The organism is Pontimicrobium aquaticum, from assembly GCF_005047595.1.
GTDB lineage: Bacteria > Bacteroidota > Bacteroidia > Flavobacteriales > Flavobacteriaceae > Pontimicrobium > Pontimicrobium aquaticum.
In genome coordinates this window covers 95,598-122,087 of sequence record NZ_SUPL01000002.1, presented here as the reverse complement: position 1 = coordinate 122,087, position 26,490 = coordinate 95,598, and the positions used below count along the sequence as shown (strand labels likewise).

At 32.9% G+C, this 26,490-nt stretch carries 24 protein-coding genes; 10 read left to right on the top strand and 14 right to left on the bottom strand.

The window, feature by feature from the left end; translation table 11 throughout:
- Positions 1 to 54 precede the first annotated feature (54 nt).
- From purH to rodA, 6 genes are all read left to right on the top strand, one after another.
- Positions 55 to 1,587 carry a bifunctional phosphoribosylaminoimidazolecarboxamide formyltransferase/IMP cyclohydrolase gene (purH, locus tag E5167_RS03475; RefSeq protein ID WP_136841100.1) on the top strand — a complete coding sequence of 511 codons (1,533 nt, stop codon included), beginning with the start codon at positions 55 to 57 and terminating at the stop codon, positions 1,585 to 1,587.
- A gap of 124 nt (positions 1,588 to 1,711) precedes the next feature.
- Positions 1,712 to 2,740, top strand: coding sequence for a rod shape-determining protein (locus tag E5167_RS03470; RefSeq protein WP_136841098.1), 1,029 nt, complete (start codon positions 1,712 to 1,714; stop codon positions 2,738 to 2,740).
- Between the two features lie 10 nt (positions 2,741 to 2,750).
- The gene (gene mreC / locus E5167_RS03465; RefSeq protein WP_136841096.1) at positions 2,751 to 3,572 is read left to right on the top strand and encodes a rod shape-determining protein MreC; all 822 of its coding nucleotides are present in this window, start codon (positions 2,751 to 2,753) and stop codon (positions 3,570 to 3,572) included.
- Positions 3,565 to 4,071, top strand: coding sequence for a rod shape-determining protein MreD (locus E5167_RS03460; protein WP_136841094.1), 507 nt, complete (start codon positions 3,565 to 3,567; stop codon positions 4,069 to 4,071). The genes mreC and E5167_RS03460 overlap by 8 nt, the downstream gene beginning before the upstream one ends.
- Complete coding sequence (gene mrdA / locus E5167_RS03455; RefSeq protein ID WP_136841092.1) at positions 4,068 to 6,011, top strand: penicillin-binding protein 2; 1,944 nt, start codon at positions 4,068 to 4,070, stop codon at positions 6,009 to 6,011. Before E5167_RS03460 ends, mrdA begins: the two co-directional genes overlap by 4 nt.
- Positions 6,008 to 7,288, top strand: a complete 1,281-nt coding sequence (gene rodA, locus E5167_RS03450; RefSeq protein ID WP_136841090.1) for a rod shape-determining protein RodA — start codon at positions 6,008 to 6,010, stop codon at positions 7,286 to 7,288. Before mrdA ends, rodA begins: the two co-directional genes overlap by 4 nt.
- On the opposite strand, the gene E5167_RS03445 is transcribed toward rodA, so the two are convergent.
- The gene (locus E5167_RS03445; RefSeq protein ID WP_136841088.1) at positions 7,289 to 8,551 is read right to left on the bottom strand and encodes an aminotransferase class V-fold PLP-dependent enzyme; all 1,263 of its coding nucleotides are present in this window, start codon (positions 8,549 to 8,551) and stop codon (positions 7,289 to 7,291) included. It abuts the gene before it with no gap.
- 99 nt (positions 8,552 to 8,650) lie between these two features.
- Between E5167_RS03445 and E5167_RS03440 the strand changes: the two genes are divergently transcribed.
- Positions 8,651 to 10,201, top strand: coding sequence for an N-acyl-D-amino-acid deacylase family protein (locus E5167_RS03440; RefSeq protein WP_136841086.1), 1,551 nt, complete (start codon positions 8,651 to 8,653; stop codon positions 10,199 to 10,201).
- A gap of 14 nt (positions 10,202 to 10,215) precedes the next feature.
- Here the strand turns inward: E5167_RS03440 and E5167_RS03435 are convergent, their stop codons facing one another.
- Genes E5167_RS03435 through gldB form a run of 3 tightly spaced genes read right to left on the bottom strand, consistent with a single transcriptional unit; the run spans position 10,216 to position 12,017 of the window.
- Entirely contained in the window at positions 10,216 to 10,698 is a 483-nt protein-coding gene (locus E5167_RS03435; RefSeq protein ID WP_136841084.1) for a DUF5004 domain-containing protein, read from the bottom strand.
- Positions 10,699 to 10,722: 24 nt separating this feature from the next.
- Positions 10,723 to 11,058, bottom strand: a complete 336-nt coding sequence (gldC, locus tag E5167_RS03430; protein ID WP_136841082.1) for a gliding motility protein GldC — start codon at positions 11,056 to 11,058, stop codon at positions 10,723 to 10,725.
- A complete protein-coding gene (gene gldB / locus E5167_RS03425) occupies positions 11,058 to 12,017 on the bottom strand; it encodes a gliding motility lipoprotein GldB (RefSeq protein ID WP_136841080.1) in 960 nt (319 codons plus the stop codon). Before gldB ends, gldC begins: the two co-directional genes overlap by 1 nt.
- A 107-nt stretch (positions 12,018 to 12,124) precedes the next feature.
- Between gldB and nadE the strand changes: the two genes are divergently transcribed.
- Both nadE and E5167_RS03415 read left to right on the top strand, forming a co-directional pair.
- Positions 12,125 to 12,913 carry an NAD(+) synthase gene (gene nadE, locus E5167_RS03420; RefSeq protein ID WP_136841078.1) on the top strand — a complete coding sequence of 263 codons (789 nt, stop codon included), beginning with the start codon at positions 12,125 to 12,127 and terminating at the stop codon, positions 12,911 to 12,913.
- Between the two features lie 135 nt (positions 12,914 to 13,048).
- Positions 13,049 to 13,678: a response regulator gene (locus E5167_RS03415; protein WP_136841076.1), complete on the top strand. Its 630-nt coding sequence runs from the start codon at positions 13,049 to 13,051 to the stop codon at positions 13,676 to 13,678.
- On the opposite strand, the gene dnaG is transcribed toward E5167_RS03415, so the two are convergent.
- From dnaG to E5167_RS03395, 4 genes are all read right to left on the bottom strand, one after another.
- Positions 13,675 to 15,630 carry a DNA primase gene (dnaG, locus tag E5167_RS03410; protein ID WP_136841074.1) on the bottom strand — a complete coding sequence of 652 codons (1,956 nt, stop codon included), beginning with the start codon at positions 15,628 to 15,630 and terminating at the stop codon, positions 13,675 to 13,677. The two genes, E5167_RS03415 and dnaG, sit on opposite strands and share 4 nt — an antisense overlap.
- Positions 15,631 to 15,774: 144 nt before the next feature.
- Positions 15,775 to 16,851, bottom strand: coding sequence for a hypothetical protein (locus tag E5167_RS03405; protein ID WP_136841072.1), 1,077 nt, complete (start codon positions 16,849 to 16,851; stop codon positions 15,775 to 15,777).
- Between the two features lie 119 nt (positions 16,852 to 16,970).
- Positions 16,971 to 17,747 (bottom strand): hypothetical protein, encoded by a 777-nt coding sequence (locus tag E5167_RS03400; RefSeq protein WP_136841070.1) that lies wholly within the window; start codon positions 17,745 to 17,747, stop codon positions 16,971 to 16,973.
- A complete protein-coding gene (locus E5167_RS03395) occupies positions 17,737 to 18,318 on the bottom strand; it encodes an RNA polymerase sigma factor (protein WP_239021937.1) in 582 nt (193 codons plus the stop codon). Before E5167_RS03395 ends, E5167_RS03400 begins: the two co-directional genes overlap by 11 nt.
- A gap of 196 nt (positions 18,319 to 18,514) precedes the next feature.
- Between E5167_RS03395 and E5167_RS03390 the strand changes: the two genes are divergently transcribed.
- The gene (locus tag E5167_RS03390) at positions 18,515 to 19,486 is read left to right on the top strand and encodes an HTH domain-containing protein (RefSeq protein WP_136841068.1); all 972 of its coding nucleotides are present in this window, start codon (positions 18,515 to 18,517) and stop codon (positions 19,484 to 19,486) included.
- Positions 19,487 to 19,682: 196 nt separating this feature from the next.
- Here E5167_RS03390 and E5167_RS03385 read toward each other — a convergent pair whose 3' ends face one another.
- From E5167_RS03385 to E5167_RS03360, 6 genes are all read right to left on the bottom strand, one after another.
- Positions 19,683 to 20,660: a polyprenyl synthetase family protein gene (locus E5167_RS03385; RefSeq protein ID WP_136841066.1), complete on the bottom strand. Its 978-nt coding sequence runs from the start codon at positions 20,658 to 20,660 to the stop codon at positions 19,683 to 19,685.
- Between the two features lie 35 nt (positions 20,661 to 20,695).
- Complete coding sequence (gene rlmN, locus E5167_RS03380; protein WP_136841064.1) at positions 20,696 to 21,736, bottom strand: 23S rRNA (adenine(2503)-C(2))-methyltransferase RlmN; 1,041 nt, start codon at positions 21,734 to 21,736, stop codon at positions 20,696 to 20,698.
- Positions 21,737 to 21,777: 41 nt separating this feature from the next.
- Positions 21,778 to 22,827 (bottom strand): tRNA preQ1(34) S-adenosylmethionine ribosyltransferase-isomerase QueA, encoded by a 1,050-nt coding sequence (queA, locus tag E5167_RS03375; protein ID WP_136841062.1) that lies wholly within the window; start codon positions 22,825 to 22,827, stop codon positions 21,778 to 21,780.
- 75 nt (positions 22,828 to 22,902) lie between these two features.
- Positions 22,903 to 24,129, bottom strand: coding sequence for a 3-phosphoshikimate 1-carboxyvinyltransferase (locus E5167_RS03370; RefSeq protein WP_136841060.1), 1,227 nt, complete (start codon positions 24,127 to 24,129; stop codon positions 22,903 to 22,905).
- Positions 24,130 to 24,159: 30 nt separating this feature from the next.
- Positions 24,160 to 24,486, bottom strand: a complete 327-nt coding sequence (locus E5167_RS03365) for a nucleotide pyrophosphohydrolase (RefSeq protein ID WP_136841058.1) — start codon at positions 24,484 to 24,486, stop codon at positions 24,160 to 24,162.
- A 2-nt stretch (positions 24,487 to 24,488) separates the two neighbouring features.
- Entirely contained in the window at positions 24,489 to 26,477 is a 1,989-nt protein-coding gene (locus E5167_RS03360; protein WP_136841056.1) for a DUF3857 domain-containing protein, read from the bottom strand.
- Between the last annotated feature and the right edge of the window lie 13 nt (positions 26,478 to 26,490).

Here is a 26,490-nt window from a genome sequence, read left to right as displayed (position 1 = left end):
AAACCTTAAAACTGTCATTCCCGTGAAGATGGGAATCAAACACAACACACTAAAATGAGCGACAACAAAACCATTAAATCTGCACTTATTTCCGTTTTTAGCAAAGACGGTTTAGCACCAATTGTAAAAAAACTAAACGAGCAAGGAGTCACTATTTATTCTACCGGTGGCACTCAAAAATTCATTAACGATTTGGGTATCGACGTCGTTCCTGCCGAAGATATTACCTCATATCCTTCTATTCTAGGAGGTCGTGTAAAAACCTTGCATCCAAAAATATTTGGTGGCATTTTAAATCGTCAAGACAATGCTCAAGACGTTGCAGAATTAGTAGAGTTTGATATTCCGCAAATTGATTGTGTGATTGTAGATTTATACCCTTTTGAAAAAACAGTAGCTTCAGGAGCAAGCAATCAGGATATCATTGAAAAAATTGACATTGGTGGCATTTCATTAATTCGTGCTGCTGCCAAAAATTATAACGACGTTATTTGTGTCTCTTCAGTAGATGATTACCAAGAATTTTTGGATCTGATTTCAGAAAACAATGGTTCAACCACTGAAGCAGATAGAAAACGTTTTGCAGCAAAATCATTTAATGTGTCGTCGCATTATGATTCTGCCATTTTCAATTACTTCAATAAAAACCACGAAATCGCGACATTAAAGATTAGTGAAACCAAAGGTCAAGTGTTGCGTTATGGTGAAAATCCGCATCAAAAAGGATTTTTCTTTGGTGATTTTGAAGCGATGTTCGATAAACTTCACGGCAAAGAATTAAGCTATAACAACCTTTTGGATGTTGATGCTGCCGTAAATTTAATGAACGAATTTAAAGGAGAAGCGCCAACGTTTGCTATTTTAAAACACAACAACGCTTGTGGTTTAGCTCAAAGAGATACCATTCACCAAGCATATGTTGATGCTTTAGCTGGAGACCCTGTGTCGGCTTTTGGAGGCATTTTAATCAGCAACTCAGAAATTGATACTGATACAGCTAACGAAATTCATAAACTATTTTGTGAAGTAGTGATTGCACCTTCATTTTCGGTTGAAGCTTTAGACATTCTTAAAGGGAAAAAGAATAGGATTCTTTTAGTTCAAAAAGATGTTGAGTTACCACAAACAACAGTAAGAACCTGTTTAAATGGTGCTTTAGTACAAGAAAGAGATAACATTACAGATTCACGCGATATACTTTCAACAGCTACAAATAATTCTCCTTCTGAAAGTGAACTTGAAGATTTACTATTTGCTTCAAAATTATGTAAGCATACAAAGTCTAACACTATTGTGCTTGCAAAAAACAAGCAGTTATGTGCAAGTGGCACAGGACAAACAAGTCGTGTAGATGCTTTAAATCAAGCAATCCACAAAGCACAATCGTTTAATTTCGATTTAAAAGGTGCTGTGATGGCAAGTGATGCATTTTTTCCATTTCCTGATTGTGTAGAAATTGCAAACAAGGCAGGAATTACTGCTGTAATTCAACCTGGAGGCTCTATAAAGGATCAATTAAGCATTGACTATTGCAATGAAAATAATATGGCAATGGTTATGACAGGAACTAGACATTTTAAGCACTAGGTTTTAGAAAAAAATAAAGTCGCTTTTTAGAAGTCTGTTTGCCAATTTGTAACGTATATTTTTAGTACATTTACAATCAAGCAGAATTTAATATTAACGACCCTCAGATAATTTACAGTAGCATATGGGATTTTTTGATTTCTTAACCGAAGAAATAGCCATAGATTTAGGAACAGCAAACACACTTATAATTCATAACGACAAAGTAGTTGTAGATAGTCCATCAATAGTCGCCAGAGACCGCATTTCAGGAAAAATAATAGCCGTTGGTAAAGAAGCCAACTTAATGCAAGGAAAAACACACGAAAACATTAAAACCATTAGACCTTTAAAAGATGGTGTTATTGCCGATTTTGATGCTAGTGAGCAAATGATAAGTATGTTTATTAAAAACATTCCTGCGTTAAAAAAGAAATTGTTCTCGCCTGCATTACGTATGGTGGTTTGTATTCCTTCAGGAATTACCGAAGTAGAAATGCGCGCTGTAAAAGAATCATGTGAACGTGTTAATGGTAAAGAAGTCTATTTAATACACGAGCCAATGGCTGCAGCTATTGGTATTGGTGTCGATATTATGCAACCCAAAGGAAACATGATTGTTGATATAGGTGGTGGTACCACCGAAATTGCTGTGATTGCTTTAGGAGGTATTGTTTGTGACAAGTCGGTAAAAGTTGCTGGTGATGTATTTACAAACGACATCATTTACTACATGCGTACACAACATAACCTGTATGTTGGTGATAGGACTGCTGAAAAAATTAAAATACAAATAGGTGCTGCTACTGAAGATCTAGAATTACCTCCAGAAGAAATGAGTGTTCAAGGGCGTGATTTACTAACAGGAAAACCTAAGCAGGTTAATATTTCTTACAGAGAAATAGCCAAAGCACTAGATAAATCTATTTTACGTGTGGAAGATTCAGTTATGGAAACACTATCTCAAACACCACCAGAATTAGCAGCAGATATTTACAATACAGGAATTTATCTTGCTGGTGGAGGATCGATGCTTAGAGGTTTAGACAAACGTTTATCTCAAAAAACCGATTTACCTGTCTATATTGCTGAAGATCCGTTAAGAGCAGTGGTTCGCGGAACTGGAATTGTGCTTAAAAACCTTCCTAAGTTTAAAAGCGTATTGATTAAATAGAGCATAACTCATGCAACAGATTATTAATTTTATCATTAGAAACAAAACATTTCTTTTGTTCTTGTTGCTGTTTTCACTGTCGTTATTTTTTACGTTTCAATCGCACTCCTACCATAGAAGTAAATTTATTAACTCTGCCAACTTTTTAACTGGTGGTGTTTACGAATCTGTAAATAACATAAGTGGTTATTTTGGTTTAAAAAAGGAGAACGAAATACTACTTGAGGAAAATAACCGACTCAAATCTATTTTAATGAATACTGAAACTGGTACATTAAGAGAGTCTTACATAGATTCGTCATCCACCGATAGAAAGTACAAATATACTCCAGCTCAGGTTTTCAAAAACAGTTACTCACTCACTAACAATTACTTAACCATCAACAAAGGAAAAAAAGACAGCATTAAAGTAGAATTTGGCGTAATTACCTCAAAAGGTATCGTGGGTGTTATAGATAAAGTTTCTAAAAACTACGGAAGAGTACGATCTATTTTAAACGCAAGTACTAAAGTAAATGCGCAATTAAAAAAATCTAATCATTTTGGAACTTTAATGTGGAATGGTAAATCGCCTTACATTGTACAATTAACCGATTTACCCAAGCAAGCAACATTTGTAGCTGGAGACACCATTATAACTGGTGGTTTATCAACCATTTTTCCTAAGGGTATTCCAATAGGAACCATAGCCTCTTTTAATTTAGATGAAACTGAAAACTACTTTGAAATTGATGTTGCCTTATTTAATGATATGACAGACATTGGTCATGTGTATATTATTGAGAATTTAGATGCTGAAGAAATATCAAACTTAAACAACCTAAATGAATAATGCTATAACCACAAATATAGTACGCTTTATAGCATTGGTTTTGGTTCAAGCATTAGTGCTTAATCATATAAATTTTTTAGGTTATATAAATCCGTATGTCTATATATTGTTTATTATGCTATTTCCTATTAAAAACAACAGACTATTATTTATTTTCCTAGCCTTTTTATTGGGTTTAAGTGTTGATTTATTTTCAGATTCTGGAGGTATTCATTCAGCTGCTAGTGTTACAATTGCCTACATACGTCCTGTACTTTTAAAATTTTCATTTGGTGCAATTTACGAACACCAAACTATTAAATTCAGTAATACCGAATTTGGGCAAAGACTTACCTATTTTTTAATTATCATTCTTATACATCATTTCATTTTATTTAGCTTAGAAATTTTTAACAGCTCAAAAATAATTTTAATCTTAAAAAAGTCGTTATTCTCTAGTATCTTTACTTTGATACTTTGTTTATTAATAACCATTTTATTTAGCAGAAAATCTAAATGAGAAAACTGTTACTATTATCTATAATTGTTTTAGTAGGACTTACTTTTATTGCTAGACTATTTTATTTACAAGTCTATACAAGTAAAACCTATGACTTTAAAGATGATAATGCTATTAGAAAAGTATTTTATTATCCTAAAAGAGGATATGTTTATGATAGAAATGGCAAACTATTAGTTGCCAACCAACCATCGTATGATGTTATGGTCATTCCAAGAGAAGTTGAGTCTTTAGACACTTTAGAGTTTTGTTCTTTATTAAAAATTACTAAAGAAGATTTTATAAAGAAATACGACCGAGCTTACACGTATTCACCAAGATTACCATCACCTTTTGTTCCTCAATTATCTAAAAAGGATTATGCTGTTCTTCAAGAAAAGATGTGGAAATACAAAGGGTTTTATATTCAAAAACGTTCACTAAGAGATTATCAAACTACCATTGGTGCCAATGTGTTAGGTTATATTGCCGAAGTCAATCAAGGAGAAATCGATAAGGATCCATACTACCAAATGGGTGACCTTATTGGAAAACAAGGTATTGAAACATCATACGAAAAAGAATTACGTGGCGAAAAGGGTATAAAGTATATTCAAAAAGATAGGTTTAATAGAGACATTGGTCCTTTCCAAGATGGAAAAGAAGATATTATACCAACGCCAGGAAAAGATATAACGGTATCTATTGATGCCGAATTACAGGCATATGGTGAGCTATTAATGCAAAATAAAGTTGGAGGTATTGTTGCCATTGAGCCTAGTAGTGGCGAAATTTTAAGCTTAGTGTCTGCACCATCCTACAATCCCAATTTATTGGTTGGGCGCGAACGTTCACGTAATTACACGAAACTTTACAACGACTCTATCCACTTACCTTTAATCGACAAAGGCTTATTAAGAATGCACGAACCAGGATCTCCTTTTAAAGCTTTAGTAGCACTTACTGCGCTTCAAGAAAATGTGGTTGACGAAAGGTTTACAGTTAGATGTACTGGAGCTTATAACTATGGTGGCAGAAGATCTATGGGTTGTCATTGCGGAACAGGCACCAGAAATATTTTTAATGGTATTTCAGAATCTTGCAACTCTTATTTTGCTACGTTATACAGAAAAACTATTGACAAATATGATGATGCTTCTCATGCTATGGATGTTTGGAGTAGTCATATAAAAAGTTTTGGATTAGGAGATTATTTAGGGTACGATCTCACTATTGGAAAAAAAGGAAACATTCCAGATGGTGCCTATTATGATAGAATGTACCCAGATTTTAGATGGCGTGCCACTACAAACATATCAAACTCTATTGGACAAGGCGAAGTTTTAGTAACACCTATACAATTAGCCAACATGATGGCTGCCATTGCCAATAGAGGCTACTATTACACACCACACATTATTAAATCTATAGAAGGACAGCCTATTGATAAAAAATATACCACTAAACACGAAACAACTATAGATAAGCAACATTTTGAACCTGTAATACAAGGGTTGTTTGATGTTTACGATAAACCTGATGGAACAGCACATTTTTTGCAAGTGCCAGACATTGAGATTTGTGGAAAAACTGGTACTGCCGAAAATTTCACGATTATTGATGGTGTAAAAACACAATTAACCGACCACTCCATATTTGTGGCATTTGCACCAAAAGAGAATCCTAAAATTGCTTTAGCCATCCTAGTTGAAAATGGCTATTTTGGCGCTCGTTTTGCAGGACGAATTGCTAGCTTAATGATTGAAAAATACCTTAAAGGCAACATTACACGTACCGATTTAGAACGATGGGTAATGAGTTATACCTTAGAGCATGAATATGACAAACCTACTTCTGGAAAACCATTTAAAATAAATGCAAATTCAGGGTTAATGACAGTGGAAGAATATGAACGTCGAAAGAAAGCTGAAAACGACATAACCCAAACCGACTTACAATGAGTTTAAATAGAACTCGAAATTTTAAATTCGACTGGATAACGATTATTCTCTTCTTGCTTCTAGTTGGATTTGGATGGCTAAATATTGTGTCTGCGTCATCTTCCGGAGAGATAACTTCATATCTAGATATGAGCCAGCCTTACGGCAAACAAATGGTTTTTATTTTATTTACTTTTGTTTTAATAATTCTAGTATTAAGCATAGAAGCTAAGTTTTTTGAACGTTTTGCCAGCATTATTTACCTAGTTTCAATGCTGTCCTTAATTGGGCTTTTTCTATTTGGTAAAACTGTAAATGGTGCAACCTCATGGTATGGTATTGGTGGCTTTACTATACAGCCTAGTGAGTTTGCTAAATTTGCCACAGCCTTAGCTGTTGCTAAATACATAAGTGATTTACAAACAAATATTAAAAACGTTAAAGACCAATTAAAAACGGCCTTAATTATCTTTGTTCCTGCGTTTTTAATTTTACTACAAAATGATGCAGGGAGTACTATTGTTTATGCTGCGTTCTTTTTTGTATTTTACCGCGAAGGCATTCCGCAAATATATTTACTATTGCTTTTAAGTATTATTTTATTATCTGTTTCTGCATTAAAGTTTTCGGTATTAATTACTGCAATTATAATTGCCGTTTTAATTTTTGGGCATCACTTTTTCTTAAAAAAGAAAAGAGGGAATATTCTACAACCAATATTCATTACGGTGGCTTGTATTATTTTTAGTTTGGGTGTTCATCTTTTTTACAATAACATCTTACAGTCACATCAACAAGATAGAATTAGTCTATGGCTACGTTTAGAAAAAGATCCTGAAAAATTGGAACAAATGAAACGTACCATTTTATACAATTTAAATGAATCTGAAAAGGCTATAAGCTCTGGTGGTGTTACTGGAAAAGGATTTATGGAAGGCACACGTACTATTGGGAAATTTGTACCTGAACAGCATACCGATTATATTTTTAGCACAGTGGGTGAAGAATGGGGGTTTTTAGGAAGCAGTTTTGTCGTTATTTTATTTGTATTACTTCTCATTAGAATTTTACATCTCGCTGAGTTACAAAAGTCGCAATTTAGTCGCATTTATGGGTATAGCGTTGCGTCAATATTATTTCTACATTTTATGATAAACATAGGTATGGTTATGGGACTCATTCCAACCATAGGGATTCCATTACCTTTTTTTAGTTATGGAGGCTCTGGTCTTTGGGGTTTTACAATATTACTTTTTGTGTTTATCAAATTAGATTCAAATAGAATTAATGAGTGGTAATTAACTTGCCATTTCCCTTAATGCTGCTACAAATACATCTAATTCTTTAGTTGTAGTAAATACATTGGGTGTAATTCTACATCCTTTAACATTGGCATAATCAATAGCAACAGTAAATACTTTGTATTCATCCATTAAACGTTTTGCTAATTCGGATGGTTTTATAGATTTAATTCCAACGTTAGCAATACCACAAGCTCTCCTAGAATCATTAGGTGTGTTAACGACAATATCTTTGTAATCTCTAACTTTTGAGGTCCAATATTCCTGTAAATAACGCAATCGTTCTTCTTTACGATCCGCTCCAAGCATATTGTAATAATCAATAGCATTTTCAATACTTAAATCATGATACACTGGATGCGTTCCTGTATGGTTAAGTTTTACAATATTTCCAGGCTCTTTATTGTGATCTGCAAAGATTGGCCAAAGCGTATCAATATGTTCATCTTTAACATATAACATTCCTGTACCAAGCGGAACTGCTAACCATTTATGCAAGCTCGAACCGTAATAATCGCACTCTAAATCTTCAATATTAAATTTAAAATGTCCTACGCAATGTGCGCCATCAACCATTACTTGCACACCTTTTCGATGAGCCATCTGGCAAATCTTTTTAATAGGTAGAATATGTCCTGTAATATTTATCATATGGCATACCATAAGTAACTTGGTCTTGGGCGTAATAGCATTAGCATAGAGCTCTACTATTTCTTCATCAGATTTTGGATGATTAGGTATAGAAACAACTTTATTAACAGTGTCATATCGTCTTGACACTTGTTCAAACATAATTTTCATAGCACCATAATCTTGATCTGCATAGACTGCTTCATCGCCTTCTTTCCAATCTAAACCTTTAATAACCATGTCTAAAGATTCTGTGGTATTTCTAGTAATAATTACATTTTTAGCTGTACTACCAAGTAAATTTGCCAACTTTTCTGCCATACGCTTTTTGTTATCCCATTGTTCAGTTCGCATATAATAAGATCCTTGATAATTTACCCTATTAATGTGCTCATGAAGTGCATTAAGTGTAGGTGTGGGAATAATATTGTAATAACCACTCTCTAAGTTTATATATTCTGGTTTTAGCTTATAATCACCTCTAACTTTTAACCAAAAATCTTCATTTGATGATAACTCTGCAGCAGATGCAGAGGATGCTTCTTCAAGACAGGAATGTAAAACACTTCCATACAAAGGTGTTGCTAATGTAGCTAGCGAAATTTTTTTAAGGAAATCTCTTTTTTTCATTGTGGTTGATATTTCCTTAAAGATACTTAAAAACTAAAATGATTTGTCAAAGTATATTTATAAATTAGCTCTCACCAATTTTAATCAAGGATAAAAGCTATGTTTACTTTTTTAAAAAAAACTACCCAATTTGCATTTCTAACCATACTTATATCTTCATGTAACGAAACTAAAACAATCACAAATCCTGAACCAAATATTACCTCAGTGGACATTGCTATTATTAACGGTAAAGTTTTAGATGGTACTGACAAAGAAGCTTACAAAGCCAATATCTATATAAATAATGACACCATTGCTTACATAGGAAATCTAACAAATCCTGAAGTAAACATTGGAAAAACTATTGATGCCAAAGGCAAATTTGTAAGTCCTGGATTTATTGATTTACATGCACATGGTAATCCTCTAAAAACGCCAGATTTTGAGAATTTTTTAGCAATGGGAGTCACCACTATTGTTTTGGGACAAGATGGTTCTAGTGTTAGTACTAAAGACTTAAAACCCTATTTAGACGACGTTGACAAACAAAATTTAGGTGTTAATATAATTGAATTTGTAGGTCATGGCACTTTGCGAAGACTTTCTGGAATTGGCAATAAAATAGACATTACATCTACTGAACTAGACAGCTTAAAAAATCTTTTACAAGAACAACTAAAATACACTTATGGTCTTTCTACAGGTTTGGAATACACACCTGGATTATTTGCCAAAGAAAGTGAACTAATTGCCTTAGCTAAAGTAGTAGGTGAACAAGACAAAATAATTATGAGCCACATGCGCAATGAAGATGATGAAGCAGTAATCAAATCCATTAAAGAGTTAGCGGCTCAAGGCGAGTACGCTCGTGTGCATATTGCGCATTTAAAATCGGTTTATGGAAAAGGGAAAGAACGCGCTCATCAAATTTTAGATACTATTAAACACATAAGAGACTCAGGTGTAAAACTTACTGCCGATTTGTACCCTTATATGGCAAGTTATACGGGAATATCTATTGTGTTTCCAGATTGGTCTAAAACCCCTCAACAATTTGAGGTAGCAAAACGTGAGCGAAGAGAAGAACTTGAAAGTTTTATTAGAAATAAAGTAAACTTACGTAATGGTCCCGAAGCAACTTTATTGGGTTCTGCTCCTTATACAGGAAAAACTTTGGCCAAAGCAGCAAAAGAACAAAACAAACCTTTTGAAAAGTTTTTAATTGAAGATGTTGGCCCTCAAGGGTCTTCTGGTGCGTATTTTGTTATGGATAAAGAACTACAAGAAACATTATTACAAGATGATTTAGTTGGTATTTGTTCTGATGGAAGCAAAACAGGACACCATCCTCGTGGTCATGGAACGTTTGCTAAAATTATAGAAACGTATGTGGTTAAAGATAGTCTATTAACTCTTGAGAAAGCTGTACAAAAAATGACTGGGTATGCTGCTGATATCTTACATTTAAAAGACCGAGGGCTTTTAAAAAAAGGCTATAAAGCTGATATCGTTATTTTCGACCCAAAAAATGTAAAAGCACCTGCCAATTATGTGAATCCGCACCAACTGTCTAAAGGATTTGAAAAGGTTTTAGTAAACGGAAAATTGGTAAGGGATAATGAAAATTTAGCAACTGAATTAAGTGGTAAAGTTTTACTCCCTAATTAATTATTAAATAATTTTCATTGTTTAATATATACAGAAGTTAGATTATCTGTTTCGTTTGGTCCAATAATCATTTCAGCTATTTCGTTCATTGGAGTAACAGTAGTTAACTGCTTGCCTTGTATAGCATATCTTGATCTAAGATTTCCAAAATCAACTATTATAATATCATCTTCTTGAGTCCAATCAAATACTGTTGAATCTATCTCATAACACGCAAAATATCCGCTAGCAGTTATGCTAAATGTATAACCACTATTTAGAATACCAGTGCCATCTTCATTAAAAATTAAAATTGTATTTCGCCAACAATCACTTTCATCAAATAAATCGTTTGAATAAATGTCATCATTATTGAAATCATACTCATGTTCTAGTTTCAAAGATATAAGCTTCCAATTTCCAATAATCGTATTTGTATCCTCATCAAGATTATTAGTTGAACAACTTAATGAAAGAATAATTAATAGTACAGAAAGAGGTGATCTAAAAAATTTCATATACAATGTTTAAATAAAAAACAATTATTTCTTCAACTCCAACTTTTCTGCAAAATAATCACAAAAATCTTTCATAGTTGCTGTCATTTTTTCGTCTTGCGTAGCACGATTAAAGGTATCGCTCATCGCTACTAAGGTCTGATGAAAAAACTGTTTCATTTCATCAACAGGCATATCCTTGGTCCACAAATCAATACGAAGTGTTTCTTTGGCTTTGTTATCCCAAACCGAGAGCAACATGGCTTTTGCTTCTTCGTTGCTAATGCCTCCATCTTGTGCTGTCCAAGAGAGTTTTTCAGGGATTCTGTTCTCATCCAATTCTACATTTAACTCAATTTTTGATGTATGTGTATTTGCCATTATTTACGTGGTTTGTATTTTGCGTTATTAAAAATGTCTTCGGCACTCATGTTTAAAATTTCTTTTAGTGAAGCATCACTTCTGTCGGCATACGCTCTTACTATTTGCCAACCTATATATTGTCCTAATCGTCCTGGAGACTCGCCATCCAATTCTAAATTAAACTTTGAAAATGGTGCTGGATTAATAAATCTTGAAGGCAATTTACTATCGGTACTAAACAGCATTTCGTTTTCTACAAAATGCTGCCAAATGTTTTCTTCGTTAATCGTTGCCCAATCTAATTGATCTTTGGTATAACCAATTTTTATTTCGTCAGGTGTATCTGGTAACATTACATCTTTAAAGTAAAGCGTCTTTCCAAAATAAATCATTTCGTCTAATAACGTTTTTCGCTGTGGTTGAAAAATATAATTTTCGGCATAGCTAAAAGCTAAATCTGGAACTATTTGGTCTTTATCCATATTCAACTTAATGTAATCGTATATATCGTAATAAAAATCATGACTTGCACCTAAATACGTATCTAAAGCAATAAGTGCTATAGAGTCTGTTACAATCACTTTATTTCTGTAATCAACATCACTAGTAACAGTAATTATTCTTGGCGTTCTAAACTCTTTAAAGTAGTATTTTAAATGTTGATAAAAACTATAAATATCATCTTCAGTATCTTTAAAATCACCATGAATTTTATCAACCTCATTGTTTAATTGTTGTTGTAACGTATCGTTAATTCTATTAATCCAAACCGAATCATTATAGCGCTTAGAAAACATAAAAGGATATGCTTGCTTTAATTCTGGTAATGAAGTCTCGTTAGCATTAGCAAATAATCTATCAAACCTTTCAATGGTTACATCTACATCAATAGCAGCTATTTCTTTTTTAAGTTTCGACTCACTATTACATGACATAAAAACACTTGCAATAAGTAAAATACTATAGAATCTATTCATAAGACTTTAGGATATTAAACTAAAACGACATTAATTTTTATTAATTATTGTATTGGTTTATTTTTGTTCGACAAAGGTACTATTCTTTATACAAAAAACCTTAGCAAATGAACACTGAAAAAGTAGCACAACATATTGTACAATGGCTTAAAAATTATGCTGAAAATGCAAAAGTTAACGGGTTTGTTATAGGTATCTCTGGTGGTATTGATTCTGCCGTAACCTCAACGCTTTGTGCAGAAACTGGTTTGAAGGTTTTGTGTGTTGAAATGCCTATACACCAAGCTCAAAGTCATGTAAGCAGGGGACAAGAACACATTGTGCAATTAAAGCAACGATATCAAAACGTAACAGATATTAAAGTTGATTTAACACCTGTTTTTGAAGAGTTTAAAACCGAAGTATCACTTAATGGAGACCAAGCCACTGTAGATATGGCATTAGCAAACACGAGAGCTAGATTACGAATGACGACGCTTTACTATCATGCTGGTTTGTTAGGTTTATTAGTAGCTGGAACAGGAAATAAAGTGGAAGATTTTGGAGTTGGGTTCTACACAAAATATGGTGATGGTGGTGTAGATTTAAGTCCGATTGCCGATTTAGTAAAATCTGAAGTCTATCAATTAGGAGACTATTTAAAGGTTCCTGAGTCTATTATGAAAGCTGCTCCAAGTGATGGTTTATTTGGTGATGCCAGAAATGACGAAGACCAAATTGGTGCTAATTATGATGAATTAGAATGGGCAATGAAAATGAATAGTGAAGGAAGAACTGTTGATGATTTTAAAGGACGAAACAAAGAGGTGTTTACAATTTTTAAACGCTATAATACCGCTAATAAGCATAAAATGATTCCTATTCCTATATGCGAAATCCCACAAAACTTAAGGTAGTTGAGCGAAAAATAGTATTAAAAATGAAGTGTTTACAGCTTTTTTTTTGTAACTTTATAATTCTCCATCTATACTGTTAAAATAACTTTGCTTAAGTTTGTGTTCCCTAATTACTAATTTATAAAAACGCTAATCATGATTAAGGTATTGGTTGCAGATCATCATCCTATCATTAGAACTGGCTTAAAAATGCTTTTTGATAGTTCGAAAGATATCCAAGTAGTAGGCAGTGTTACTACTGGAAAAGAATTATTTGATTTTGTTGGAAACCACGATGTAGATGTGGTTCTTTCTGAAATTGACTTACCAGAGCTTAATGGAATTACAGCTCTAAGAACATTAAAAAAAGAGTATAGTGACGTAAAAGTTATTATGTTCAGTATTCATCCAGAAGAAATTTATGCTGTTAGCACCATTAAAGCTGGTGCTTCTGGGTACTTAACTAAAACAGTAAGTACACAAACCATTAAAGATGCTATTTTAAAAGTATATAATGGTGGTATTTACATTAGTAATAATCTAGCGCAACGTTTGGCTTTTGACGAACGTGGTAATAAACCAAGCAAGCTTTACAAGAAATTATCGACTCGCGAGGTTGAAGTTTTAAAACTTTTATCCTCTGGAAGACGTAATAAAGAGATTGCTTTAGAGCTAGATATTAACGAAAAAACGGTAAGTACTTACAAAGCAAGGTTAATGAAAAAACTAAATGTTACTAATTTAGTTGATTTAGTTAATCAAGCTAGGCATCTGGAATTGGGTTAAAGTACGCGATTTAATTTTCTGGAAAGTAACATTTTTAAGTTAGAGTAATTCATAACATCTTCTAAAATTGTTTTAGAACTTGAAGGATTCTCTATGGTTTCGTGTTTAAAGTCAGTTACTTTCTTATCTATTAAATAACAACGTAGGCTTAAAATAGTTTCGCTTACTAATTGCCCAACACTATGTGTTTTAGATTTTGGGAAAATATTTTTACGTTCCCAGTCATGTAAATTATAGCGTTCGTCATTCATTAAAATATGCGTGATTTCGTTGGCTATATGTGGTTCTACTTTATTTACAAAACTTTCTAAAGCAAAATCAGGATCCTGATTTAAAGTATCAATAAGCACATAATACAATTCTCTAAAATTTTCATTAGAGAATTCCATCTCATCTTCTTGTAAGTCTAAATAAATCTTTTCAAATACCTTAGCTTCATGAACTACTGGCTCTAACTCTAAATCGCCTTGTTTATTTTCTTTTAAAACCAAGTCTTCAAACTGCTCTGTTTTATTTCCATACAGAAGTAATGCTTCAATAATTTTACGTTCTAATTCATACTGAATATCAACTTTTTTTCTAGGTGCTGATGATTTAACAACCTCAAATGCTTTTTGTTCTTTTTTATACGTTTTATTAGCTTCCTGGAGCTCTTTTTTTCCCATTTGAGCCAAAGTGCTAAAAAGCACATCTTCACTAATATCCATAATTCTCGCACATTCCTGTACGTAAATTTCTTTTTGAATACGGTCAGGTATTTTAGAAATACTGGTTACCATATCTCTAATCAATGCTGCTTTCTTAACTGGGTCGTTCTGCACCTCTTCCATCAATAAAGATGCTTTATAAGCAATAAAATCTTTAGCGTTGGTTTTAAGATATTCCGCTAGCTCTTCGTAGCTGTGTTTTTTTGCAAAACTATCTGGGTCTTCGCCATCTGGAAAGGTACACACCTTAACATTCATGCCTTGCTCCAGAATTAAATCTATTCCTCTTAACGAAGCTCTAATACCTGCAGCATCACCATCAAATAAAACCGTAATGTTTTTTGTAAGACGGTTAATCAACCGTATTTGTTCTGGCGTTAATGCAGTTCCTGACGATGACACTACATTAGTAATACCCTTTTGGTAAAATTGAATAACATCAGTATAACCCTCTACCAAATAACAATTATCTTCTTTAGCAATACTTTGCTTTGCATAATAAATACCATACAACACTTTACTCTTATGGTAAATATCACTTTCTGGTGAGTTTAAGTATTTTGCTGCTTTTTTATTAGTGCCTAAAATTCGACCACCAAAACCCAATACACGACCAGACATACTGTGTATTGGAAACATGACACGTCCTTTAAATCGGTCGAATTGTTTTTCACCTTTTACAATGGTTAGTCCTGTTTTTTCTAAATATTTAAGCTGATAGCCTTTTTTTATGGCCTCGTCGGTAAAGGCTTGCCATTCATCTAACGCATAACCAAGTTGAAATTTTTTAATAATCTCATCGGTAAAACCACGCTCCTTAAAGTAGCTTAGACCAATAGATTTACCAAAATCTGTTTTATGCATAATATTTTGAAAGTAAGTATTTGCAAATTCACTTACCAAATACATACTTTCTCGTTCGCTTGCTTCTTCCTTTTGCTCGTTGGTTTGTTCGGTTTCATCTATTTCAATATTATACTTTTTTGCCAAATATTTAATGGCTTCAGGATAAGTAAAATGTTCGTGCTCCATTAAAAAAGACACTACGGTACCGCCTTTTCCACTCGAAAAATCTTTCCAAATTTGTTTTACAGGAGATACCATAAAACTTGGTGAACGCTCTTCACTAAAAGGGCTTAAGCCCTTGAAATTACTTCCAGATTTTTTTAGATTCACAAAATCACCAATAACCTCCTCTACACGAGCAGTTTCAAACACTTTATCAATGGTGGATTTTGATATCATCTTAGCGAAATAAACAAGATTGTAAATGTAATATAATACAACTGTTTTTTAAAACCTTAGATTTTTAATTTATAAACAAAAAAAGGATTCAGATGACTATTTCTAAACCCTTTTAATAAAAACAAGTAAGCAATAACTCTTTTATTAATCCATATCGAATCTCACACCAAGCGAGATATTATTTTGTTTTACTGCTTGGTCTTTAAATATTGGCGACAAATCGTACTTAACATATAATGCAGTATCGTCAAAAGCAATGTAACCACTTAAACCATACACAAGGCTAGTTGCATTAAAACTTTTTTTCATTTTGTCCTTTACTTTTTCGCCATCTACTGAGTATTTTAATTTCTGTCTTGTACCAATATTAAATCCTGCATAACCACCAATTCCTATTTTAAATTGATTTCGAGTAGTATATCTAAAATAATTTTCTCTATCGATACGTCTTGAAGGTCCAAATTCAAAATGCACAGGAAATACCAAATTCGTAATGGATAGTTTTGATTTTTTTAATTCTGTTGAGAATTCTTCTAATGCAGTTTCCTCTCCATTTTGAACAAAGTACCTATTGTCTTTTGGTTTTAATCCGTTTATTTGAAACGAGTAACCATACTTAATTCTTAAAAAATTTGAGTTTTGAAACACTCGAGTTTTCCAAGCCCAACCTATTTCGAAGAAGCGAGATCCTCCAATTTTGTAGGGTGTATCATCAAAGTTTTCTCCTTCAACAATAGCATTGTTTAAACCAAAAGCTAAAACCAAATCGCTAGAAGTACGCCTGTCATATCTTCTTGGTTTGTCGTGGCGTCTTTTACCAAAATAAATAAAATCGTCGCTATTGTCATCGCCACTTCCTATTCTAAATATTAAACCGTCGTTGTCTTCTAATGGTTCTTTAGACAAGTAGCCATTTCGTTTTAACAACTCTATTTTGTTATCGATAATGGCTATTCGGTTTTCAATATTTAATGCGTGCTTTTCGGCTGCTTCTTTTTTTAGACGTTCTGCTTCAGCTTGGGTAATATCTCCTCTGTCCAAGCGTTGATTAATCGCTTCTACTTTACTTTTTAATGCTTCTCGTTCTTCTTCTTCAACTGTTTTTTTGAACTTTATAAGCATTTCCATGCTTTCCTCTTTTGTAGCTTTTTCTTGAGCATACATTAGTTGCACACTAAAGCTTAGTATAAACACTAAAAGGTATTTAGTAATTGTTTTCATAACTGTTCGTTTTTTATTGATTTGATTTATGTTTAATTGATGATTTTACCCTTCCGTCTTTAATTTCTTTTGACTTGAAATTAAATCCACCTTCCCTTAACAAGGGAAGGATTATTTTGTTAATTATTTCTTTCGGCTACGACTGTTTTTACTTCGTTATATCCCGTTTTTAACATTTCAAAGACGCGTGCTCTAAACGATTGTACCTCTATCTCATCTTCGACACTTAATAACAAAGCATTTGCGTCTATAGTTTTAGAATTTTCGTTGTACAATCTTTTAAAGGCAATGTCTCTTTGTGCAGTACTTAGTAAAGCATCTATTTCAGCGTCTGTTACTTCTTTCGTTTTTTGCATGGTTTGAATTTGAGCTACTACTTCTTGTGCTTTTTGTTCTTCAAGACTTAATATTGCTTTAGGTGCTTCTTTTTGAGGCTGCTGTATGTTATCTGCTATAATTTCTTTTTCGGTTCTATTAGGCACTAACTTATGTTGCTCTTTTTTTATCTTTTGTTGTGTCACAGATTGCTGTTTCGTTTTTGCCTTATTATCAGGCTTATTTTGAGTGTTATTTGTTGTGATAATTTCTGCTTCGTTAAAAGATGGTGTGTTTACATCAGCTTTAATACCATTTTTAGAATCTATTCCTTTAATAGCCTCCTTAGTCTCGGTATCTACAATTATAGGTTCTATCCTATTGACAGTATCCTTATTGAACATATTGGCAATTAGCAAAACACCTATAATACTTGCGGCTATACCCAAATACCAAAAACCTTTTCGGTTTTTTCTTGGTGCTTCGGCATCAAGCCGTTTACTTAGCTTTTGCCATGAATCAGCACTTGGTTGTATGGTACGCTGCTCCATAGTATCTTTCATCTGTTCTTCATATTTCATTGGTGCCATAATTAATTGTGTTTTGTTTTGTTAGTTGTTGTTGTAAAAGCTGTCGTGCTTTAAATAACTGCGATTTAGAAGTCCCTTCGCTTATGCCTAGCATGGTTGCTATTTCACTGTGTTTATACCCTTCAATGGCATACATTACAAACACCATTCTATACCCTTCAGGAAGCTTATCTATGAGCTGTTGTATTTCGGCAACGTCCATATTGGTTTTAATGTTATTGGTAGCTGTTTCTGGAAATACAACATCATCTGTACTAAATTCCAGTTGTTTTTTTGAGCGCAAAAACGAAATGGCTTCGTTGACCATAATGCGTCGTATCCAACCTTCAAAACTGCCTGTGCCATTAAAACTTTTCAACTTTGTAAAGACTTTAAAAAACCCGTTGAGCATAACCTCCTCGGCATGATGCACATCGTTTATATAATAGCGACACACACTTAGCATTTTTGGCGCATGCCATTGGTACAACATGTGTTGAGCCTCACGACTGTGTTGTCGTGCTTTTTTTATAAGCTGTGCTTCGTTTTTATGCAGTTGAATGACTTTCAATGGATCCTTCATTTAATCTTCTATCTATATAGACGCAATACTAATGCCAATGGTTGTATGTGATTAAAAATAATTTTTAAAAGCGCAATTTAAAGAAACTATTCGCAGCTGTAAAACATTGATTTTGTGAGAAAAATCATTAAATTTGTTGGTGAATGATATAAAAATTGAAACGTTGCATATCATCATAATCTATACAATCAAATAAATGACAATAAAAGAAGCAATTTTAAAAGTATTGGAGGACAATAAAGGATCATTTACCTATTTGGAAGTTCTTAAAATGATTGACACAAAAGGTTATATTGATTGGACAAATGCAAAAACTCCTTCCGATACAATTGGTGCTCAATTAGGTCATTTTATAAGACAAAATGATTCTAGAGTAAAAAGGGTAAAAGGTAAAAAAGGTTTTGAATATTACTTATCAAAGTATGAAGATGAATTAAATCTATCTGAAGTTGTTGCTAAAGAATCTACTTCAAAAAAAGAAACATCGAAAAAATACCAAGAAAGAGATTTACATAAACTTTTAAGTAGTTATTTAAAGAGTCAAAATATTAATTCGAAAACAATATTTCACGAAAAATCATCAAATAGTAAAGACGACCATCAGAAATGGATTCATCCTGATATGATAGGTATAAACTTTCTAAATTTGAAAAATAAATCAAGTAATGCACTGTTAAAAGTTATAAATAAAGCTGATGCCTTTGACTTAATTTCATACGAATTAAAAAGAGAGATAAAATCAGATTACGAATTAAAAAAATGCTTTTTCCAAGCAGTATCGAATTCAAGTTGGGCGAATTATGGGTATTTGGTAGCATTTGAAATAAGTAGGAATTTAATGGATGAAATGGAACGTCTGAATCAATCTTTTGGGATTGGAATAATTGAATTAAGTGGAAATCCTTATGAAAGCAAGGTGTTGTTTCAGCCAAAATTTAAAGAGCTTGATTTTAAGACAATGGATAAATTGTGTGAGATAAATACGGAATTTGAAAAGTTCATTAGTCAAACAGAAACTATGCTAATTGCTCCTGAAAAATATGTAAAAGGAACAAGAAAAGAATTTGAAGAATTCTGCGATGATTATTTTAAGGCAGATTCGGAAATTGAAAAATATTGTAAAACCAAGAATATACCATACGAAGAAGAAAAAAACTGTGTAGAATAAAGTGCACAAGATCCATAGCTACTAAGTGCTACTAACACAAAAGGTTAAACGAAACCTCATTATAAAATTAAAGATTTCTTTTGTGAAGCATCTATACTAAAAGATTTCTCGTCTCTCACTTCGACTGTGCTCAGTATATTGCATTCTTCACTCTGTCGAAATGACACTCACTTGATTCTATAAATTCTTTGGTATATTATTTCTTCCTATCAATCACATAATTCACCATGAGTTCAAGTGAATTTTTATAAGGAGACTCTGGATAGTCTTGCAGTATTTGCAATGCCTCGTTTTGAAATGCTTTCATTTTAGTGACTGCATAGTCCAATCCTCCATTATTTTTTACAAAAGCAATCACTTCTTTAACGCGTTTTTGATCCTTGTTATGATTTTTTATGGAATTGATTAACCAATCATGGTCTTTTTTTGAGCAGTTGTTTAACACATGAATTAACGGTAAGGTCATTTTTTGCTCCTTAATATCAATTCCTGTGGGTTTACCTATTTTAGTATCGCCATAATCAAACAAGTCGTCCTTAATTTGAAATGCCATCCCTATAAGTTCGCCAAACTTATGCATCGTGTTAACCTCTGGGGAGTTTGGTTTTACCGACGCAGCTCCTAAACTACAGCAGGCTGCAATAAGGGTTGCCGTTTTTTGGCGAATGATTTCGTAATACACCTCTTCGGTGATATCCAGCTTTCGTGCTTTTTCTATTTGCAGGAGTTCGCCTTCGCTCATCTCACGAACCGCTACTGAAATAATTTTCAATAAATCAAAATCATTATTATCTATAGAAAGCAATAATCCTTTCGACAGTAAATAATCGCCAATTAACACAGCAATTTTGTTTTTCCAAAGCGCATTAATTGAAAAGAATCCGCGACGACGATTACTATCGTCCACCACATCGTCATGTACCAAAGTTGCTGTGTGAATTAATTCGATTACAGAAGCACCTCGATAGGTACGTTCGCAAACCTCACCATTATTAAGCATTTTAGAAACCAGAAACACAAACATTGGTCGCATTTGCTTTCCTTTTCTATTGACTATGTAGTGTGTAATCCTATTAAGCAGAGCCACTTTACTAGACATAGATAATCGGAACTTTTGCTCAAACAGTTCCATTTCATAATCTATAGGTTGCTTTATTTGCTCTACTATTTTCATTAACTGGATTAAAGATACATTTTAGCCAAATATAATCAAGATTTATTTGCTAATTGACCACAAGCCGCATCAATATCCTTCCCTCTGGAGCGCCTAACTGTTACTGTAATATTATTGCGCTCTAACATAGACACATACATATTAATAGCTTCGTTATCTGCTTGTTGAAATTCGCCATTATCAATAGGGTTGTATTCAATCAAATTGACTTTACTAGGTGCAAATTTGCAGAATTTTATCAATGCATCGACGTCTTGCTTAGTGTCATTAACACCTTTCCAAACTACATACTCATAAGTAATTCGGTTTTTGGTTTTAGCATACCAATATTCTAACGCTTCTCTTAAATCGGCTAATGGGAATGTTTTATTAAAAGGCATAATTGACGTACGAACTGAATCTCTAGCAGAATGTAGTGATACAGCCAGTTTAAATTTCACTTCGTCATCTGCCATTTTTTTAATCATTTTTGGCACTCCTGAAGTAGATACCACAATACGCTTAGGCGACATCCCTAATCCTTCTGATGATGTAATTTTATCAATAGCTTTAAGCACGTTATTATAATTCATGAGTGGTTCTCCCATTCCCATAAATACAATGTTCGATAATGGTCTGTTATGATATAACCTGCTCTCTTTATCAATAGCTACCACTTGATCGAAAATTTCGTCTGGATTTAAATTTCGCATGCGCTTTAAACGTGCAGTTGCACAAAATTTACAATCTAAACTACAACCCACTTGAGAGGATACACAAGCTGTTGTTCTATTTTTAGCAGGTATTAAAACTGACTCAACAATTAATCCGTCGTGCAGTTTCACAGCATTTTTAATAGTACCATCGCTACTTCGCTGCATACTATCAACTTTAACATGATTAATTACAAAGTTAGCTTCCAACATGTCTCTGGTTTGCTTTGAAATATTGGTCATATCTTCAAAGTTATGAACCGATTTTTGCCAAAGCCATTCATAGACTTGATTTCCTCTAAAGGCTTTATCGCCTTGTTCTACAAAAAATGCTCGAAGTTCTTCTTTTGTTAACCTTCGTATGTCTTTTTTAGTATGTGTCATTAGAGACAAAAAAGCCTCGAAAAACGAGGCTCATTTTAAATTTATATGATTAACATGGCATCGCCATAACTGTAAAATTTGTAACCTTCTTTAATAGCTTCGTCGTAAGCACGTTTTACAAAATCGTGACCTGCAAATGCAGAAACCATCATTAACAATGTCGACTTTGGCGTATGAAAATTAGTAACCATACAATTAGCAATACTAAAGTCGTAAGGAGGGAATATAAACTTATTAGTCCATCCAGTAAATTCATTTAATGTACCGCTTGATGACACAGAACTTTCAACAGCTCTCATTACTGTAGTACCTACAGCACAGATGCGTCTTTTTTCTTTTAACGCTGAATTTATAGTATCGGTAGCAATTTTATTAATTGAAATTTCTTCGCTATCCATTTTATGTTTAGACAAATCTTCAACCTCAACAGGGTTAAACGTTCCTAAACCTACATGTAATGTTACTTCAGCAAAATTAACTCCTTTAATTTCTAAACGCTTTAATAAGTGTTTTGAGAAGTGTAATCCAGCAGTAGGCGCTGCCACAGCACCTTCATTTTTTGCATAAATAGTTTGGTAACGATCCTCATCTTCTGGTTCAACTTCTCTTTTTATATATTTTGGAAGTGGTGTTTGACCAAGCTCGGTTAATTTTCTTCTAAATTCACCATAAGAACCGTCGTAAAGAAAACGCAACGTTCTACCTCTAGAGGTTGTATTATCTATAACCTCGGCTACCAATGTTTCGTCTTCTCCAAAATATAGCTTATTACCGATACGTATTTTTCTGGCAGGATCTACTAACACATCCCAAAGACGTTGTTCAGGGTTTAGTTCTCTTAATAAAAACACCTCTATCCTTGCACCTGTTTTTTCTTTGTTACCAAATAATCTAGCAGGAAATACTTTGGTGTTATTTAAAATCATCACATCATCTTCCTCAAAATAATCGATTAAATCTTTAAATAGTTTGTGTTCTATTGTTTGATCTTTGCGATTTAATACCATTAATCGTGCTTCGTCACGATGTTCTGAAGGGTATTCTGCAAGTAATTCTTCTGGAAGATCGAAGTTAAAATGTGATAATTTCATATAAGTGTTTATTTTTTTGAAAGTTGCAAATATACAATCTCAATATAGGCGTTGTCAAGTATTTGAACGGTTATTTTATAAATTGGAGAACTTAAAACCAATATTCTGTAAATCGTTCCAAAAATCTGGATACGATTTGGACACTACATCAGCTTCCAAAATATTAAAATCTACCTTAAGTGCTAATGGCGCAAAAGCCATAGCCATTCTATGATCATGATATGTTTTTACATAAACATTATTTGTAAAAGGATTGATTTTGGAGATGGTAAGCGAATTGTTTGTAATGGACACTTCCGTTCCAAATTTTTCTATTTCGTTTTTTAGAGCAACTAACCTATCGGTTTCTTTTATTTTTAAGGTATGTAAGCCTGTTAAATGACACGCAATTCCTAACCCTAGACAAGTAACTGTAATGGTTTGTGCAATATCTGGAGCATTTGACAGATTGTACTTAAAATCGCCTACTTGATTACTTGTTTTTGTAAGTGTAATTGAAGTTTCTTGATATGTTGTTTCTACTCCAAATTGTTTATAAATAGTACTTAAAACAGCATCTCCTTGCAAGCTATTTTTTTTGTACGATGATAACGTAATTTTAGTTCCTAAAGTACTTAAAGCTACAATGCTGTAAAAATAGGATGCCGATGACCAATCGGATTCAACCACCAAGGTTTTGGGTTCTGGGTTGTGGGTCTTTGGCTTAATTATAATTACATTATCTCTAAAAGATGTCTCAACACCTATTTGCTCTAACAAGTTAAGCGTCATTTGTATATATGGCACAGAAGTAATTTTACCCTCTAAATTTAGCGCTAATCCTTTTTCTAGTTTAGGAGCAACAAGCAGTAATGCTGAAATATATTGACTGCTTACATTAGCAGCTAAAGTTACTTTATACTTGCTTAATGTTTTTCCTTGTATGCTTAGAGGAGGAAACCCTTCGTTTTTTAAATACGAAATATCTGCACCCAAATCTTTAAGGGCATCGACAAGAATTTTAATTGGTCGTTCATGCATTCTAGCCGAGCCTGTTAATACGACTTCTCTATCTTGTTGTAACGAAAAGTAGGCAGTAAGAAATCGCATTGCAGTGCCTGCATGATGAATATCAATTGTGCTAGAAGTACTCTTTAATGCTTTTTGCATTAGTATTGAATCATCAGAATTAGACACATTCAATATTTTTATACTTGGGTAAAGCGCTTGTAACAGCAATAAACGATTTGACTCACTTTTAGAGCCAGTGATTTTAATTGAAGATTCTTTTGCTATTGAAGACTTTTTTAGGCTAATATTCATAATAACAACTCGTTTTAGAGCTTTACAAAGTTACTTTAACTTTTCGTTATTATGGTGCCTATCGTGATCTCTTTTTGTTTTTAAATCTAATTTTTTATCGAACGCTTCTTGAAGATTTACACCTGTTTGATTTGCCAAACAAAGTACTACAAACATAACATCTGCCAACTCTTCACCTAAATCTTTGGTTTTATCGCTTTCTTTTTCGCTTTGCTCACCATAACGTCTAGCAATAATGCGTGCCACTTCACCAACCTCTTCGGTAAGTTGTGCCATATTGGTTAACTCGTTAAAATAACGAACACCGTGAGTTTTAATCCAATTATCTACTTCCTTTTGTGCGTTTTGGATGTTCATGATTACATTTTTTTAAGGATAATTTGTTCGTTTTCTTTATCAATAATTTGTTTAAATAAGTCTTTTATAGTGCTATAATATTCTGCTGAAATTATTGGTTGATTTATAGCAAAATCAACCAATACTTGAATAGTACTCCCGTTTCTTGATATAATATACTTAAAACTTCCAATATTTTCAGGCAAAGTAAACGCTACTGATTCTGGCATGGACTCTACATCATATCCTTCTGGCAAGCTTATATTTATACGGTATTTCTTTTCTGATGGGTAACCAAAATCAATTGGATATTCTCTTTGCTCTAATTTAAACGGATTTTCTTTCTCTGCTAAGAAAAACAAAGGGGTTATAAATATTTGACCTCCAAGATTGTCTAATTGATTTTCTAAATTAAAACTATATGATTCCATCACTGGTTTAGATAGGTCTTTGTCATTCTTTACTTGAAAATCAGAAACTACAAGGTCAGTAAAACTATTTTCTAAATCTTCTAAATATTGATCTTTGTTCATATTAACATAGTTCTCTCTATATAACATTGCATCATGATTTGTAACAACCTTTCTATATGAGCCTTCAATATCTCCATTAGCATTTAATTTTACCATCATTGATATAGTGCTTTTTGATGCTTGCTCTGGATATAAATTTATTAAACTTGAACTTCCATCTTCTCTAACTAGTCTCCCTTCCCAATTAAGAGCTCTAAATGGTAATATATCTGGAGAGCTAAACTTATCAGTAGCATCTAATAATATCACACCATTTTCTCCTTCCACACCAGCTACCACATAATTATAGCCATTTAAGGTTGGAAACAAAGGGATACCATTACTTCTTGTACTTATTAAAACTGGGTTTGCATTTAATCCTGCATACTTAAGCATCGATGTTAGCATCAAATTAATTTCGGCTACATTTCCTGTTTGTTCTTTGTAAGCTTTTCTTACTCCTTGATCAACATGTTTTCCATAATATCCATTCCATTTAACTTTAGATTTAACAAAATTATAAATATTATATACTCTATTGTCTAAGCTTGAGTTAGCACTAATAATTGCGTCAATATCATCCTTGTAATACCCTGTTTTTTTCAGTTCAGCTCCAAAGTAATCGCTTCTATAAATAGTATTCACAACATCATCCCAAGTTAAAGAGTAATTCTTAAATATTGAGTTTGGTCGGCGATACTGGGCTAATTCAAATAAAAAAGAAGTTCTGTAATTGTTTATATTGTTAACATATTTCTCATTTTTCATTGAAGGTATATTGTTGGCTAAAATGAGGTATCTTGTTTCCTTAAAATCTAGTTCGCTTTCTCTTCTTTCAGTTGCAATTACTCCTGTTGTTTCTCTCCAGACGTACTGTATTTTCCTATTACTTGTAGTTTGAGTTAATTCTAAAGGATGATACCCTTTTTGAAATCTATTATAAATAAAGTACTCTGGAATATTAATTTTTACTTCGGCCTTTTTAATTGGTATATCATACTGCAAATCAACCCTTTTTATATTCCAAAAAGGAGATCTAATTGTATATTGATATTCAATTACACTACCCTCTTTAACATTTGGCATTGTTAAGCTTACTTTGTTTCTATATTTATTTAAATCTTCTTCAAAAATACCATTGTTCTTTAGCTTTGTTTTTTCTATTTTCCCTCCAGTAAGATTATAAGTAGCTCCTTTAATATCAACCATTTCTTCTTCCTCATTCTCTCCAGACTTCAATAATAAACGACTATGTGTTCCCCAACCCAGTCCACTTTTGGAATTGATTTTTATTCGTTGATGAATTTTTGTAACTACTACCCAGCCATCGCTTGCATTATAATCAAAATTTGTTTTTCTATTCTTGTATAAAATAACGGCATCGTCTTCAGAATCTATTGGTGTAGAAAAATCTTCTTTTGATATTTTCCCATAATTGTAATTTTGAGATTTGACTGAGAAACATATCACTAGAAATAATAAAGAGAATAGTTTTTTCATTTTAGCTGATACT